The 14,813-nt window shown below is 71.7% G+C and carries 16 protein-coding genes; 9 read left to right on the top strand and 7 right to left on the bottom strand.

All coding sequences use genetic code 11. The features are described from left to right. Nucleotides 1-43 precede the first annotated feature (43 nt). From metG to DK412_RS25585, 3 genes are read left to right on the top strand one after another with little or no spacing between them, the layout of a single operon-like run. Entirely contained in the window at nucleotides 44-1,591 is a 1,548-nt protein-coding gene (metG, locus tag DK412_RS25595; protein ID WP_109974260.1) for a methionine--tRNA ligase, read from the top strand. Continuing rightward, the gene (locus tag DK412_RS25590) at nucleotides 1,588-2,400 is read left to right on the top strand and encodes a TatD family hydrolase (protein WP_245447278.1); all 813 of its coding nucleotides are present in this window, start codon (nucleotides 1,588-1,590) and stop codon (nucleotides 2,398-2,400) included. The genes metG and DK412_RS25590 overlap by 4 nt, the downstream gene beginning before the upstream one ends. Nucleotides 2,401-2,414: 14 nt before the next feature. Then, the gene (locus tag DK412_RS25585; RefSeq protein WP_109974259.1) at nucleotides 2,415-3,221 is read left to right on the top strand and encodes an MBL fold metallo-hydrolase; all 807 of its coding nucleotides are present in this window, start codon (nucleotides 2,415-2,417) and stop codon (nucleotides 3,219-3,221) included. Here the strand turns inward: DK412_RS25585 and DK412_RS25580 are convergent. The 4 genes from DK412_RS25580 to DK412_RS25565 form a co-directional block, all read right to left on the bottom strand. Continuing rightward, on the bottom strand, nucleotides 3,188-3,568 hold the full coding sequence (locus tag DK412_RS25580) for a cupin domain-containing protein (RefSeq protein WP_109974258.1): 381 nt from the start codon (nucleotides 3,566-3,568) through the stop codon (nucleotides 3,188-3,190). The two genes, DK412_RS25585 and DK412_RS25580, sit on opposite strands and share 34 nt — an antisense overlap. A 142-nt stretch (nucleotides 3,569-3,710) precedes the next feature. Continuing rightward, on the bottom strand, nucleotides 3,711-3,938 hold the full coding sequence (locus tag DK412_RS25575; protein ID WP_109974257.1) for a hypothetical protein: 228 nt from the start codon (nucleotides 3,936-3,938) through the stop codon (nucleotides 3,711-3,713). 227 nt (nucleotides 3,939-4,165) lie between these two features. Beyond that, nucleotides 4,166-4,345 (bottom strand): DUF433 domain-containing protein, encoded by a 180-nt coding sequence (locus tag DK412_RS25570; protein WP_109974256.1) that lies wholly within the window; start codon nucleotides 4,343-4,345, stop codon nucleotides 4,166-4,168. A 50-nt stretch (nucleotides 4,346-4,395) separates the two neighbouring features. Then, nucleotides 4,396-5,265 carry an aldo/keto reductase family oxidoreductase gene (locus DK412_RS25565; RefSeq protein WP_109974255.1) on the bottom strand — a complete coding sequence of 290 codons (870 nt, stop codon included), beginning with the start codon at nucleotides 5,263-5,265 and terminating at the stop codon, nucleotides 4,396-4,398. A gap of 97 nt (nucleotides 5,266-5,362) precedes the next feature. Here DK412_RS25565 and DK412_RS25560 point away from each other — a divergent pair, with 97 nt between their 5' ends. After that, nucleotides 5,363-6,280 (top strand): LysR family transcriptional regulator, encoded by a 918-nt coding sequence (locus DK412_RS25560; RefSeq protein WP_245447274.1) that lies wholly within the window; start codon nucleotides 5,363-5,365, stop codon nucleotides 6,278-6,280. A gap of 89 nt (nucleotides 6,281-6,369) precedes the next feature. On the opposite strand, the gene DK412_RS25555 is transcribed toward DK412_RS25560, so the two are convergent. Both DK412_RS25555 and DK412_RS25550 read right to left on the bottom strand, forming a co-directional pair. Then, nucleotides 6,370-7,497, bottom strand: a complete 1,128-nt coding sequence (locus DK412_RS25555; protein WP_109974253.1) for a carboxylate-amine ligase — start codon at nucleotides 7,495-7,497, stop codon at nucleotides 6,370-6,372. Between the two features lie 153 nt (nucleotides 7,498-7,650). Beyond that, nucleotides 7,651-8,079, bottom strand: a complete 429-nt coding sequence (locus DK412_RS25550) for an RNA polymerase sigma factor region1.1 domain-containing protein (RefSeq protein ID WP_109974252.1) — start codon at nucleotides 8,077-8,079, stop codon at nucleotides 7,651-7,653. 150 nt (nucleotides 8,080-8,229) lie between these two features. Here DK412_RS25550 and DK412_RS25545 point away from each other — a divergent pair, with 150 nt between their 5' ends. Continuing rightward, nucleotides 8,230-9,633 (top strand): cytochrome P450, encoded by a 1,404-nt coding sequence (locus tag DK412_RS25545; protein ID WP_109974251.1) that lies wholly within the window; start codon nucleotides 8,230-8,232, stop codon nucleotides 9,631-9,633. 250 nt (nucleotides 9,634-9,883) lie between these two features. Here the strand turns inward: DK412_RS25545 and DK412_RS25540 are convergent, their stop codons facing one another. Then, on the bottom strand, nucleotides 9,884-10,255 hold the full coding sequence (locus DK412_RS25540; RefSeq protein ID WP_109974250.1) for a TfoX/Sxy family protein: 372 nt from the start codon (nucleotides 10,253-10,255) through the stop codon (nucleotides 9,884-9,886). A gap of 409 nt (nucleotides 10,256-10,664) precedes the next feature. Here DK412_RS25540 and DK412_RS25535 point away from each other — a divergent pair, with 409 nt between their 5' ends. The 4 genes from DK412_RS25535 to DK412_RS25520 all read left to right on the top strand — a co-directional run bounded on the left by DK412_RS25535 (nucleotide 10,665) and on the right by DK412_RS25520 (nucleotide 14,760). After that, nucleotides 10,665-11,516 (top strand): sugar ABC transporter permease, encoded by an 852-nt coding sequence (locus DK412_RS25535; RefSeq protein ID WP_245571984.1) that lies wholly within the window; start codon nucleotides 10,665-10,667, stop codon nucleotides 11,514-11,516. Further along, nucleotides 11,513-12,361: a carbohydrate ABC transporter permease gene (locus tag DK412_RS25530; protein ID WP_204165440.1), complete on the top strand. Its 849-nt coding sequence runs from the start codon at nucleotides 11,513-11,515 to the stop codon at nucleotides 12,359-12,361. The genes DK412_RS25535 and DK412_RS25530 overlap by 4 nt, the downstream gene beginning before the upstream one ends. Nucleotides 12,362-12,374: 13 nt before the next feature. Then, a complete protein-coding gene (locus tag DK412_RS25525) occupies nucleotides 12,375-13,703 on the top strand; it encodes an ABC transporter substrate-binding protein (RefSeq protein WP_109974248.1) in 1,329 nt (442 codons plus the stop codon). Nucleotides 13,704-13,932: 229 nt separating this feature from the next. Continuing rightward, on the top strand, nucleotides 13,933-14,760 hold the full coding sequence (locus tag DK412_RS25520; protein WP_109974247.1) for a phosphodiesterase: 828 nt from the start codon (nucleotides 13,933-13,935) through the stop codon (nucleotides 14,758-14,760). Nucleotides 14,761-14,813 lie beyond the last annotated feature (53 nt).

The following is a 14,813-nucleotide window of genomic DNA, read 5'->3' as shown; positions in this document are numbered from 1 at the left end:
GGGCGCCTTCGCGATCCGAAGCCAACCATCCGGGAACCCAGTCGTGGCGGGCGAGCCGTACTTCATCACCACCGCCATCTCGTACCCCAACGGGGTGCCGCATATCGGCCACGCCTACGAGGTGATCGCCGCCGACGCCATCGCGCGCTTCAAGCGCCTCGACGGCTACGACGTGTTCTTCACCACCGGCACCGACGAGCACGGCCTCAAGATCCAGCAGACCGCCGCCAAGGCCGGGATCAGCCCGCGCGCCTTCGTCGACGACATGGCGCCGCGCTTCCGCACCATGGCCGAGCGCCTGGACTGCTCCTTCGACCGCTTCATCCGCACCACCGACGCCGACCACATCGCCTCCGCCCAGGCCCTGTGGCGCCGGATGGAGGAGAACGGCGACATCTATCTCGCCAAGTATGCCGGCTGGTACTCGGTCCGCGACGAGGCCTATTACGACGAATCCGAGCTCGTGACGGCCCCCGACGGCAGCCGCCGGGCGGAGAAGACCGGCACCCCGGTCGAGTGGGTCGAGGAGGAGAGCTACTTCTTCCGGCTCTCGGCTTACGCCGAGCGCCTGCTCGCCCATTACGAGGCCCATCCGGACTTCATCGGCCCCGACACCCGCCGCAACGAGGTGACGAGCTTCGTCCGTTCCGGCCTGCAGGATCTCTCCGTCAGCCGCACCACCTTCGACTGGGGCGTGCCGGTGCCGGGCAACCCGGCCCACGTGATGTATGTCTGGGTCGACGCGCTGACGAACTACGTCACGTCCTGCGGCTTCCCCGACGAGGCCGATCCGCGCTGGCGCCACTGGCCGGCGGATCTCCACGTCATCGGCAAGGACATCATCCGCTTCCACGCGGTGTACTGGCCGGCCTTCCTGCTATCGGCCGGGATTCCGGTGCCCAAGCGCGTCTTCGGCCACGGCTTCCTCCTCAACAAGGGGGAGAAGATGTCGAAGTCGGTCGGCAACGTCGTCGACCCCGTCGGCCTCGCCGACACCTACGGCGTCGATCCCCTGCGCTACTTCGTGCTGCGCGAGGTGCCGTTCGGCCAGGACGGCAGCTACTCGCACGAGGCGATCGTCAACCGGCTCAACGCCGACCTCGCCAACGACCTCGGCAACCTCGCCCAGCGCTCGCTGACCATGATCGCCCGCAATTGCGGCGGTCAGGTCCCGCAAGCCGGCGAGCCCTCCGCCGCCGACCGGGCGCTGCTGGCGATGGCCGACGCGCTGCCGGAGAAGGCGAGGGGGCTGATGCAGGACCTCGCCCTGCACGCGGTGCTGGCCGAGATCTGGGCCGTGGTGGCGGAGGCCAACCGCTACTTCGCCGGCCAGGAGCCGTGGGCCCTGCGCAAGACGGACCCGGCCCGGATGGAGGCTGTGCTCTATACCACCGCCGAGGTGCTGCGGGCGGTCGGCATCCTGGTCCAGCCCTTCATCCCGAGCGCCGCGGCCCGTCTCCTCGACCTGCTGGCGGTGGCGCCCGATGCGCGCAACCTCGCCGATGTCGGGGCCAAGGGGCGGCTCGTGGCGGGCACCGCCCTGCCGGCGCCGAGCCCGATCTTCCCGCGCTACGTGGAGCCCGAGGCGTGAGCCTGGTCGACAGCCCGCAAGGCGCAAGCCTGGTCGACAGCCATTGCCACCTCGATTCGCCCGGCCTCGCCGAGCGGCTGCCCGAGGTGCTGGCCCGGGCCAAGGCCGCCGGGATCGACCGGATGGTGACGATCTCGACCCGGGTACGACGGTTCGAGACCTACCGGGCCTTGAGCGAGGCCCATCCCGAGATCCTGTTCACGGTCGGCACCCACCCGCATCAGGCCGGCGAGGAGCCGGACGTGGCGGCGGACGAGATCGTCGCGCTGTCGCGCCACCCGCGCTGCATCGGCATCGGCGAGGCGGGGCTCGACTACCACTACGACACCGCGCCGCGGGACGTGCAGCAGCGCGTGTTCCGCACCCACATCGCGGCGGCGCGGGAGAGCGGGCTGCCGCTCGTCATCCACGCCCGCGAGGCGGACGAGGACGTGGCGCAGATCCTCACCGAGGAGATGGCCGAGGGCCCGTTCAAGGCGGTGCTGCACTGCTTCTCGTCGGGGCGGCGCCTCGCCGAGGTCGGCGTGGAGCTCGGGTTGTACGTGTCGTTCTCCGGCATCGTCACGTTCCGCAACTCGGACGAGATCCGGTCGATCGCCGCCTCCGTGCCGCGCGAGCGCCTGCTCGTCGAGACCGACGCGCCCTATCTGGCGCCGGTGCCGCACCGGGGCCGGCCGAACGAGCCGGCCTTCGTCGCCGACACCGCCCGGGTGCTGGCCGAGACCGTCGGCCTGACCCCCGAGGCGCTGGCCGCGCTCACCACCGACAACTTCTATCGCCTGTTCGACAAGGCCGCCGCCCACCGTTGAGGGTTCTGACACGCATGCCGACCCTGACCCTTCGCATCCTGGGCTGCGGCTCCTCGGGCGGCGTGCCGCGGGTCGGCTACGGCTGGGGCGCCTGCGACCCGGCCGAGTCGCGCAACCGGCGCCGACGCTGCTCGCTCCTGGTGCGGCGCCGCGACACCGAGAGCGAGGCGACGACCGTGCTGGTCGACACCTCGCCGGACCTGCGCGAGCAGCTCCTCGACGCCGAGGTGCAGCGCCTCGACGGCATCCTGTTCACCCATTCCCACGCCGATCACACCCACGGCATCGACGACGTGCGCGCCATGGTGATCCACATGCGCCGGCGCATCGCGGTCCATGCCGATGCCGAGACCTCGGCGCTGCTGCGGGCCCGCTTCGGCTACTGCTTCACCTCGCGGCCCGGCAGCCTCTACCCGCCGATCCTCGACCTGCATGAACTCGAGACCGGCGCGCCGGTGACCGTCGAGGGCCCGGGCGGGCCGGTGACCGCCACGGCCTTCGCGATGGAGCACGGGCCCGAGACGGCCTTGGGCTTCCGCTTCGCCGACGCGGCCTACGCGCCGGACGTCAGCACCATGCCGGACGCCGCCAAGGCGCAGCTCAACAACCTCGACCTCCTGATTATCGATGCGCTCCGCGACACGCCGCACCCGACCCACTTCTCGGTGCCGGACGCCCTGGCGCTGATCGAGGAGGTGCGCCCGCGCCGCGCCATCCTGACCAACCTCCACACCGACCTCGACTACGGCGAGCTCGGCCGGCGCCTGCCGCCCGGGGTGGTGCCGGCCTATGACGGGCTCACCGTCGAGGTCGACGGCTGATCCGCCGGCTGGAGGTGGACCGCGAGCCAGACCGTCGGCGCGTCGGGATCGGTCCACTCGACCCGGTGGCGGAGATGCGCCGGGATCATCAGGTGGTCGCCGGGCGCGAGGCGCCGCGGCTCACGCTCGCCGTGCAGGTGCAGGCCGGCGGATCCCGAGAGCAGCACGACCCACTCGTCCCAGGGCTGGTCGTACCAGAAGCCCGGCGGGCTGGCCTGGCCGGTGGAGACGATCCGCTCGATGCGGGCCTGCGGGGTTCGCGCCAGGATGTCGACGGTCTCGTCGGGCCGGGGCGTCGCGGGCAGGCCGGCGAAGAGGTTGGCGGTGGGTGGGGGTGCGCTCGTCATTGCGCGTCCGGCATCGTTGTGGGGTCGCGGGCACCGTGGCGAATGGCGTGCACGATGACCTCAGTCTCCGTGATCTCGCAGAAGATCGGATAAGGATAGGGCGCCGTCAGATCGTTCAGGGCCGGACGGGTGAAGCGGACTTTCACAGCCCGTATGTCGCCCACACCGCCCGCACTTCCTCATCGGTCGCGAAGTCGCCTCGCGCCGCAGCCGCCTTCGAGGCGGCGATGGCGGCCTGCTCGTCCTCCGTCAGGGCGACAACCTCCGTCTCTTCGCCCGTCAGGCGCAGCAGCACGCGGGCGAAGTCGTCCTGCGCCTTGGGGGGAAAGGAGCGGACGCGCTCGATGGCCTTTTCGAGAAGCTCGGTCATGCCGCCACTATGCACCCGATTCGCGTCGGCCAGAAGGGAAACCGGAAGGCGCCGCGGCGCGGCGGAACCTGCCCCGCACAGCCCCGATCCGGCCCTTCGTTCCATAATGCTAATTATGCGAATGGCGGGCAAGGGCGGGACGGTGGGTCGTGACGCTCTGGCCGAATGGAGTGGCACACTCCCCTCGTCGCGTCGACGATGACGGGAAACGCCCTCGTCAAAGACCCTCACACCGCCTTCGGCCTCGCGACCGCACGCGCGGCGACGTCGAGCACGGCCACCGCGTCGTCCCGGTCGAGGGTCTCGGGGCCGTCCAGGGTCTCGTCCAGCGACAGGCTGTCCGCCAGGTTCTCGAACAGCGCTTCGACCGGCACTCGCATGCCGCGAAAACCACGACGGCCCGCCATGCTGACGCGCAGCGGTCAGGCATCATCCCCGGACCGTCGCGCCGCCCGCCCTACGCCCCGGCGATGCCGTCGAGCGCCCGCATCGCCGCCTCCGGCAGGTCCAGCGCCGCAGCAGTCAGGTTCTCGCGCAGATGCGCCCGCGACGAGGTGCCGGGAATGAGCAGGAGGTTGGGCGAGCGGCGCAGGAGCCAGGCCAACGCCACCTGCATCGGCGTCGCGTCCAGCGACGCGGCGACTTCCGACAGGCCCTGCGACTGGATCGGGCTGAAGCCGCCGAGCGGGAAGAACGGCACGTAGGCGGTCCCGTCGGCCGCCAGCGCGTCCACCAGGGCGTCGTCGGCCCGGTGGACGAGGTTGTAGTGGTTCTGCACGCAGGCGACCGGGGTGATGCCGCGCGCCTCGGCCACCTGGGCCGCGGTGACGTTGCTGAGCCCGATCCGGCGGATCAGCCCCCGGTGCCGGAGATCGGCCAGGATCTCGAGCGGCGCCGCGAGGGAGCCCTCGGCCGGCCCGTGCACGCTGAACATCGCCCGCAGGTTGACGACTTCCAGCACGTCGAGGCCGAGATGGCGCAGGTTGTCGTGCACCGCCTCCGTCAGTGCCTCGGCCGAGAAGGCCGGGTTCCACGACGCGTCCGCCCCCCGCACCGCGCCGACCTTGGTGACGATCACGAGGTCGTCCGGGTACGGGTGCAGGGCCTCGCGGATGATCGCGTTGGTGACGTGGGGGCCGTAGAAGTCGCTGGTATCGATGTGGTTCACACCCTGTGCCACTGCCTCGCGCAGGACCGCCACCGCCTCGTCGCGGTCCTTCGGCGGGCCGAACACGCCCGGGCCGGCGAGCTGCATCGCGCCGTAGCCGAGGCGCCGCACGCGCCGATCGCCCAGGGCGTAGGTTCCCGCATCCTCGATCCCGCTCATGATCCGTCTCCTCGCTCGCTGACGACCCGGATCTAGACGCCGCGCAGCTGCGCGATAAGACGATGCAATCCGGACAGGCTGTGCGGGATCACGAACAATGACGATGGATCCGAGGGTGACGGATCTCGGCGACCTCGCCGCCTTCGTGGCGGTGGCGGAGGCTGGCGGCTTCCGCGAGGCGGCGCGGATCCGCGATACCGGCGCCTCGACCTTGAGCGAGGCGGTGCGCCGGCTGGAAGCGGGGTTCGGGGTCCGGCTCCTCCACCGCACGACCCGCAGCGTCGCGCCGACCGAGGCCGGGGCGCGGCTGCTGGAGCGGCTCAAGCCCGCCCTCGGCGAGGTCGCGGCCGCCCTCGACGTGGTCAACGGCTTTCGCGACCGCCCGGCCGGTACGGTACGCCTCAACGTGCCGGTGAGCGCGGCGCGCCTCGTGCTGCCGGACATCGTCCCGCCCTTCCTCGCCGCCTATCCGGACATCCACCTCGACGTCGTCGCCGAGGACGGCTTCGTCGACGTGCTGGCGGCGGGCTGCGACGCCGGCATCCGCTACGAGGAGCGCCTGGAGCCGGACATGATCGCGGTGCCGATCGGCCCGCGCACCCAGCGTTACGCCACCGCCGCGGCGCCGGCCTATCTCGACCGGCGCGGGCGGCCGTCCCATCCGCGCGACCTCCTGGCGCATGCCTGCCTGCGCGGCCGCTTCGCCAGCGGCGCGATGACGGAATGGGCGTTCGAGCGCGACGGCGAGACCGTGCGGATCGAGCCGACCGGCCCGCTCACCGTGCGGGTCGGCACCGCCACCGACCTCGCGGTCGAGGCGGCCATCGCCGGGCTCGGCGTGATCGGGCTGTTCGAGGACTGGCTGCGGCCGCATCTCGACAGCGGGGCACTGGAGCCCGTCCTGGAGCCGTGGTGGCCGCGCTTCTCCGGGCCGTTCCTGTACTATCCGGGCCGGCGCTACCTGCCGGCGCCGCTGCGGGCCTTCGTGGACTTCATCGGCGGGCGGCGGGAGTGAGCTGACGCCGAGGGTGGCGGTTCGTGAGGCCGGCAAGGAAGCCGGCCAGCGACCAAGCGGACCCGTCGGGCCGTAAGCGCCCCCCTGCCCTACGCCCGCCCCTCCGTCTCCCGCGCCAGGGCGTCGACCACCGCGGCGATGCCGGCCGCGTCCTCGCCGTCCTCGCCCCGCCCGGCCGCGTAGGCCGCGCGCTGGCGGTCGGCGCTGGTGCCGTCGCGGGCGATGCGGCGGGCGTCGTCGAGGGCTTGCGCGCAGCCGAGAGCCGCCGCGTCCTCGGCGACGAGCGCCAGCACGGCCTCCAGGGCCTCGCCGTAGGGCACCGCGCGGCCGGCCTGCGGATCGATCAGGGCGGCGCGCACGCCGTCGCGCTGGGCCCGCCACAGGTTCTCGCGGATCACCGCCCGGGCGACCCCGTCGAGGCCGGCGTTCAGGTCGGGGCGGCGCTCGGCGGCGCGCACGAGGCAGCGGTAGAGGCCGGCGATCGCCACCGCGTCCTCGACCCGGGTGCAGGCATCGGCGATGCGCAGCTCCAGCGTCGGGTAGCGGATCGAGGGCCGCAGGTACCACCACAGGAAGCTCGCATCCTGGATCGCCCCGGCCGCCGTCATCACCGCGACGTAGCGCTCGAACTCGGCGCTGCTGGCGAACAGGTCGGGCAGGCCGGTGCGCGGCAGCTCGCCGAAGGCGCACAGGCGGTAGCCGCACAGGCCGGTATCGCGCCCCTCCCAGAACGGCGAGGAGACCGAGAGCGCGAGCAGCACCGGCAGGAACGGCAGCAGCCGGTTCATCAGGTCGACCCGGCCGTCGGGCCGCGCCACCTCGACGTGGACGTGCATGCCGCTCGCCAGGCTGCGCTGGCCCACCATCCGCACCTCGTCGAGGATGCCGTGGTAGCGCGCCCCGTCGGTCGGAGCCTGCGCATCCCAGGCGGCGCCCGGATGGGTGCCGGCGCCGAAGACCAGGATCCCGTGCGCCCGGCCGATCTCGGCGAGCCCCCGGCGTAAGGAAGCGAGGCCGGCCCGGGCCTCCTCGAGGCTCGTCGCCGGCGGCGTCGCGATCTCGATCTGGCTCTGCAGGAGCTCGCGCTCGGCCGCCGGCAGGAGGGCCTTGGCGGCGGCGTGGAAGCCCCGCGCGCCCTCGCGCGGCGTGCCGCGGGTCGCGGCATCCGCCAGGAAGAACTCCTCCTCGATGCCGAAGCGGTAGGCGGGGCCGGTCATGGATGGGGGGTTCTCCGAGAGTGCAGGGATATAGGCGCCGGCCACCGGCCGGCCACGGCGTCGGTGTCTCTCACGACAACTCCCAGGTCCCCGTCGCCGCTCGCCGCTCGCCGTGGCGGGGTTTCGGGCGGCGGGCGTGTCGTCGAGGGGCACTCAGCCCCGTCCGGCCCAGAGCGCCAGGACGAGGAGGGCGAGGACGAGCGCGGCGAGGCCCGCCCAGACGACCGCCCGGTGCGCACCGCCCCGGGCGGCCGGGGGCGCCGCATCGCGGGGCTTCGGGGCGGGCGGCGCGGTCGCGGCGGGCGGCGTCTCCGGCGCAGGGGGCGGCGCGGCCTCGGCCCCCGGCTCCGGCAGCCGGACCGTGCCGGCGGGCGGCAGCGGGCGGCCGGTCTGCAGCAGCGCCTCGTCCGGATCGACCGAGATCCCGGCCTCCTCCAGCTCGATCAGCACCATGGCGATGTCCTCGGCGCTCATCCGGTCGACCGGCAGGGCCCGGCGCAGGTCGTCGGGGCCCAGCCCGCCCTGGCTCCGGCCGAGGGCGACCAGGCGGTCGAGGGTGGCACGGTCGAAGGCGGCCTGCATCGGGGGAGGCTCCGGTCTGCCGGAATTCCGGCCGATGATGTGCCAACGCGCACGGGCCGGGGGCGTTTCCCGTCACGCTCGCGCCCAGATGGAGGTGGACAAGACCCGGGCTCCCGGTGTCCGTCGGGACCACCCGAACCCAGGCGAGCCATGAACGCCCACTCGACCCATGTCCGTCCGGCCCCCGAGGAGCCGCGTCCGGTCCTCGCCCGGATCACGCCGCCGGCGCGGCCGCTCGGGCCGTGGCGCTTCCTGCGCACGGTGGTGCGCAACCCGCTCGAGGCCTGGCCCGAGACGATCTACCGGGAGCCGCACTACACCTCCGAGTTCCTCGGCACGTCGAGCCTGTTCGTGATGGCCCCGAACCTGATCCGGCGGGTGATGGTCGACGAGGCCGACGCGTTCGAGAAGTCGGAGGTCCTGCGCCGCGCCCTCTCGCCGGCGCTCGGCGACGCGATCCTGACCGCCGACGGGGCGCGCTGGCGCTGGCAGCGCCGGGCGGCGGCGCCGATCTTCCGGGCCGAGCGCATCCGCAGCTTCGTGCCGGCGATGATCAGGGCCGCCGAGCGCACCCGCGACATGCTGGCGGCGGACGCAGGCGACGGCGCCGAGATCGACATCGCCCAGACGATGATGCGCACCACCTTCGAGATCATCGTCGAGACGATGCTCTCAGGCGCCGGCCGGATCGACGCCGCCCGGGTCGAGCAGGGCATCACCGACTACCTCGAATCGACCAGCTGGATCTTCGCCCTCACGCTGCTGCGGGCGCCGGCCTGGATGCCGTTCCCGGGCCGGGCCAAGGCCGAGCGGGCGAAGATGTACCTGCGCGACGAGCTCCTGCGCCTCGCCGCGGAGGGCCGCCGCAACGGCACCGAGGGGCGCAACGACCTGATGAGCCTGCTGCTCGCCGCCCGCGACCCGGAGACCGGCCAGGCGATGGACGACCGCGACGTCGCCGACAACCTGCTCACCTTCGTCACCGCCGGGCACGAGACCACGGCGCTCGCCCTCACCTGGGCGTTCTACCTGCTCGCCCATCACCCGGAGAGCGAGGCGCTGATCGCCGCCGAGGTCGAGGCGGCGACCGGGGGCGGGCCACTGACCGCCGACCACGTCGATGCCCTGCCCTATACCCGCCAGGTGATCCTCGAGGCGATGCGGCTCTATCCCCCGGTGCCGGTGGTGGTGCGGGCGGCACTCCGCGACGTCGATCTCGACGGGGTGCCGGTGAAGGCCGGCACGCCGATCACCATCCCGATCTACGCCGTGCACCGCCACGCCACCCTGTGGGACGAGCCGGAGCGCTTCGACCCCGCCCGCTTCGCCCCCGAGGCCGCCAAGGCCCGCGACCGCTACGCCTACCTGCCCTTCGCGGCCGGTCCCCGCATCTGCATCGGCATGGGCTTCGCGCTCTCCGAGGCGGTGGCGATCCTGGCGGTGCTGGTGCGCTCGCTCCGCTTCTCGCTGCGGCCCGGCTACCTGCCGGTGCTCAAGCAGCGCATCACCCTGCGGCCGGCGGAGGGGATGCCGATGCGGGTGAGCGTGCGCTGAGGGATGTTCGACCGCGGGGACAGTCCTTCTGAAGGATTGCACCCACCCCTCCACCGCACAGGGTCATCCCGGGGCCGCGCAGCGGAGCCCGGGATCCAGACACGCAGGTGATGGCAGAACGAGGTGGAACGCCTTCCACTCTATCCTGAAGGTCCTGCGGTTCTAAATTCCGGGCTCCGCTGCGCGGCCCCGGAATGACATGGAGGATTTCAAGTTCGTCGGCCTGAACGACGATGGTTCGAGCCTCGTATCAAACCACCGCTCCCGCCCTCCTCCGCCCCGCCGGCTTCGCCCGATCGGCTGCTTCCGCCGCCGCGCAGGCCCGGCGCGCCCAGGCCACGAACGCCTCCGGCTCGTCGGCGAGCCGGTCCGGCGCCCGCCAGTAGCTCGCGATCGTGGTCGTCCGTCCGCCCTTCGCGCCGTAAGAGAACGGTGCGCCGCCCTCGGCCGCGAAGGAGGCGGCTTCGTCGGGAGCCGCCTTCAGGTAGAGCGCGCCGCGCACGACGAGGCCGAACATCAGACGATCGCGAAACAGCCCGAGCCCGCCGAACATCCGGCGGATCGCGACGCCGCCGAGCGGAGCCAGCATCTCCGCGAGGAACGCACGGTCGCCGTGCTGCATGATTCGCCCCCTGGATTCGCCCTTTGGCCCCATCGGCCGAGCTTCGCCGCCGGGGGCCGCGCGGGCAAGCCCGGTGAGCCGTCGGCGCCCGCATCCCAATTCCGCCACGTCGTCGCGACCGCGGGCCGGCGATCCGGCAAGATCTTGCAAGCCCGTCGCGAGCTCTGGCAGCGACGGGTATCGGTGAGACGATAAAGTTCCGCATCGCGCGACTGTCCGGGACGGGGTCGGAACGCGCGATGAGCGGACACACGGCCTAGGCCGGCGCCGATTTCATCCGCCTGTCACGAAACCGCACGATGACGCGCCGATCTCGACATCTCCGGCGGATTCCTTGACCCACGTTCTCGATACGATTCCGGCGACCCGCGCGGCCGAGCCGCCAGCGGCGCGCCGGCCTTGGGCCGGCCTGCTACTGCCGCTCGCTCTGCTCAGCCCCTCCCTCGTCTTCCTCGCCCTGTTCACCTACTGGCCGGTGGTCGAGGTCCTGTGGGACGCGACCCACGCGGCGACGCGCCGGGGCACCCGCTTCGTCGGGCTCGACAACTTCGCGGCGCTCTTCGCCGACCCGACCTTCCAGCGCGCGCTCCTCAACAACGCCCTCTACGCGCTGGGCACGGTGGTGCCGAGCCTGGTCCTGGCGCTCGCCTTCGCGCTGGCGCTCAACGGCGCCGGCCGGATGCGGGCCCTGATGCGGGCGGTGTTCTTCCTGCCGGTGATGATCCCGCTCGTCGCGGCGGCCGCGCTCTTCCTGTTCCTGTTCCTGCCCGGGATCGGCCTCATCGACCATCACCTCGCCCGGCTCGGGTTCGCCGGCGCCAACTGGCTCGGCGATCCGGATCTCGCGCTCGCCGCCATCACGGTGCTCACCGTGTGGAAGAATGCCGGCTACTACATGCTGTTCGTGCTGGCCGGCCTGCAGGCGATCCCCGACGAGGCCCGCGAGGCCGCGCTCCTCGACGGAGCCGGGCCGTGGCAGCGCCTGCGTCACGTGACGCTGCCGGCGCTCCGACCGACCTTCGCCTTCGTCGGCGTGATCGCGCTCCTCAACGCGGTGACTCAGGTCGACCACGTCTTCGTGCTGACCAAGGGCGGGCCTTCGGACGCGACGAAGCTCCTCCTGTTCTACATCTACGAGCAGGCCGCCGAGCGCTACGATGCCGGCCGCGCCGCCGCCGCCACGGTGGTGACGCTGGCGCTGCTCGCCGCCCTCACCGCCCTGTCGCTCAGCCGCAGCCAGGGCCCGGAGACGGCCCGATGAGCGCGGCGATGCAATCGGGTCCGGTGACCCGGGAGATCACGCCCCGGATCGCCCGCTGGGTCGTCGCCGGCCTCGCTCTCGTCTGGGCGGTGCCGTTCTGGTGGATGCTGGTGGCGGCGTTCCGGCCGGCGGGATCGGGGGCCGACGCCTCCCTCCTGCCCTCGCTGACGCCGACGCTCGCCAACTTCGCCGAGGCCTGGGCCTCGGCCGATTTCCCGCTCTACTTCCTCAACTCGGCCGTCCTCTGCGCCGGCATCCTGGCAGTGCAGCTCGTCACCGCCTCGCTCGCCGGCTACGTCTTCGCGCGCCTCGAATTCCCCGGCCGCGGATTCCTGTTCGCCCTGTTCCTGGTCCAGCTGATGCTGGTCCCGGTGGTGCTGCTGGTGCCGAACCTGAAGACGGTCGCGGCCTTGGGCCTCTACGACACCCTGCCGGGGGTGATGGCACCCTATTGCGCCACCGCCTTCGGCACCTTCCTGATGCGCCAGAGCTTCCGCGAGGTGCCGCGGGAGCTCGAGGACGCCGCGATGATCGACGGCGCCGGCTGGTGGGCGCGCATCCGCCTCATCTACCTGCCCCTGACCAAGCCGGCGCTGGTCGCCTTCTCGATCGTCTCGGTCACCAGCCACTGGAACGAGTTCCTGTGGCCGCTGATGGTCATCAACTCCCCCGACAAACGCCCCCTCACCCTGGGTCTCGCGAGCTTCACGCTCAGCGCCGAGGGCATGCAGGCCTGGGGGCTGATCGCGGCCGGCACCTTCCTGGTCAGCCTGCCGCTCCTCGCCGCCTTCCTGATCTTCCAGCGCCGGTTCGTGAACAGCTTCCTCGCCTCCGGCATCAAATAGAGGACGACAACAGATGATTTCCTGGTGGAAGGGCGCCGCCCTCGCCCTGGTGGCGGCGGCCGGCCTCGCCGCGCCGCGGCCCGCGTTCGCGACCGACATCGAGCTGTTCTTCCCCGTCCCGGTCGACGGGGCGCTCGCCCGCAACATGTCCGGCCTGATCAAGGAGTTCAACGACTCCCACCCCGACATCAAGGCGACCCCGGTCTTCACCGGCTCCTACGACGACACGCTGCTCAAGACCCGCGCGTCGATCAAGGCCGGCAAGCCGCCGGCCGCCGTGATCATGTCGGCGAACTTCCTCACCGACCTCGCCATCGAGCGCGAGATCGTGCCGATGGACGACCTGATCGGCAAGGACGGCAAGACGCAGGACGCCTTCACCGGCCAGTTCTTCCCGGCGCTCCTCCCCAACGCCGTGATCGACCGCAAGGTCTACGGCGTGCCGTTCCACAACTCGACGCCGCTGCTCTACATCAACGCCGACCACTTCAAGGAAGCCGGCCTCGACCCGGAGAAGCCGCCGCGGACCTGGGCGGAACTCACCGACGCCGCCCGCAAGCTGACGAAGCGCGAGGGCGACCGCACCACCCGCTGGGGCCTGATGATGCCCTCGAACTACGATTACGGCGGCTGGATCCTCGAAGCGCTCACCATGTCCAACGGCGGGCGCTACTACAACGAGGAGTATGGCGGCGAGGTCTATTACGACACCCCGACCATGCTCGGCGCCCTCACCTTCTGGTCGGACCTGGTCCACAAGGCCAAGGTGCACCCGGCCGGCGAGCAGAAGGGCCCGGCGGTGACCGGCGCGTTCCTGGCCGGCCAGGCCTCGATGATGATCATCTCGACCGGCTCGCTCACCTTCATCCGCGACACGGCCAAGTTCCCGTTCCGGGTCGCCTTCGTGCCGATGAACGTGCGCCAGGCGGTGCCGATCGGCGGCGCCTCGCTGGTGCAGCCGGCCGGCCTCTCGGCGGAGAAGCGCGCCGCCGGCTGGACCCTGATCCAGTGGCTGACCTCGCCCGAGAAGTCGGGCTGGTGGAGCCGCGCCACCGGCTACTTCGCCCCCAACAAGGCGGCCTACGACCTGCCCGAGATGAAGACCTTCCTGGAGAAGAACCCGGACGCGAAGATCGCGGTCGACCAGCTCGCCAACGCCAAGCCGTGGTTCGCCACCTACCGCACCGTGCCGGTGCGCAAGGCGATCGAGGACGAGCTGCAGTCCGTGCTCGCGGGCAAGCGCCAGCCGAAGGAGGCGCTCGCCGCCGCCCAGAAGGCCGCCGACGCCCTGATGCGCCCCTACGTCGAGGACACCGCCCTGCGCCTGCCGGGCGCCGAGTGATCTCCCCGAAATAACACCCACCCCTTTCCCGGGCCCATGCAGCGTCAGCGGAATGGGACCCGGGATCCAGCGCAGGACTCCGCGAAGCGTCCGCCTGTCTGCCACGGTGCAGCATTCAGAGCCGCTTCGCGGCACTTCTTATGCTGGGTCCCGGATCTCCTTCCGCTGACGCTCCAGTCGTCCGGGAAAGGGTTTCGCGCTGAGAAGAATGAACAGCCCGGACACTCCCATGCTCATCGCCCAGATCACCGACCTGCACGTGCGCCCCCGCGGGCTGCCGGCCTACCGGGTCTCCGAGACCAACGCGATGGTCGCCCGCGCGGTGGCCCACCTCCTCGCCCTCGATCCCCGCCCCGATCTGGTGCTGATCTCCGGCGACCTCACCGATTGCGGCCTGCCCGAGGAATACGAGCTTTTACGCGGGCTCCTCGCCCGCCTGCCGATGCCGGTCTACGTGGTGCCGGGCAACCACGACCGGCGCGAGACGATGCGCGAGGTGCTGCCGGCGGCCTGGATGCCCGGCGCCACCGAAAATTTCGTCCAGTACACGGTCGAGGACCACCCGGTCCGCCTGATCGCCCTCGACACGCTGGTGGCGGGCGCGAGCCACGGGGCGCTCTGCACCGAGCGCCTCGGCTTCCTGGAGCGGGCGCTCGACGGGGGCGACGGCCGTCCGACCCTGGTGTTCATGCACCACCCGCCCTTCGAATGCGGCCTCGTCCACATGGACCAGATCCGGCTCCTCGACGGAGAGGCGCAGTTCCGGCGGCTGATCGCCGGCCAGACCTCGATCGAGCGGATCCTGTGCGGCCACCACCACCGGCCGATCCTGACCCGCTACGCCGGCACGATCGCGCAGATCGCCCCGAGCGTGACCCACCAGGTCGCCTTCGATCTCACGCCGGAGCACGAGGGCGCCCTGGTCTTCGAGCCGCCGGCCTACCTGCTGCACCGCTACACGCCGGAGAGCGGGATCGTGAGCCACATGGTCTATGTCGAGAGCTTCGACGGGCCGTACCCGTTCGTGCTGGATGCCGCGTATCCGGGGCAGCACTGATAACGATAAAATAATGTTGAAGAATATGGCGCGGGATCCCCTCTCCCGTGTGG

Source organism: Methylobacterium sp. 17Sr1-1, assembly GCF_003173775.1.
In the GTDB taxonomy this organism is placed as follows: Bacteria; Pseudomonadota; Alphaproteobacteria; order Rhizobiales; family Beijerinckiaceae; genus Methylobacterium.
The sequence above is the reverse complement of the archived record's forward strand: the minus strand, read 5'-3'. Positions and strand labels throughout refer to the sequence as shown.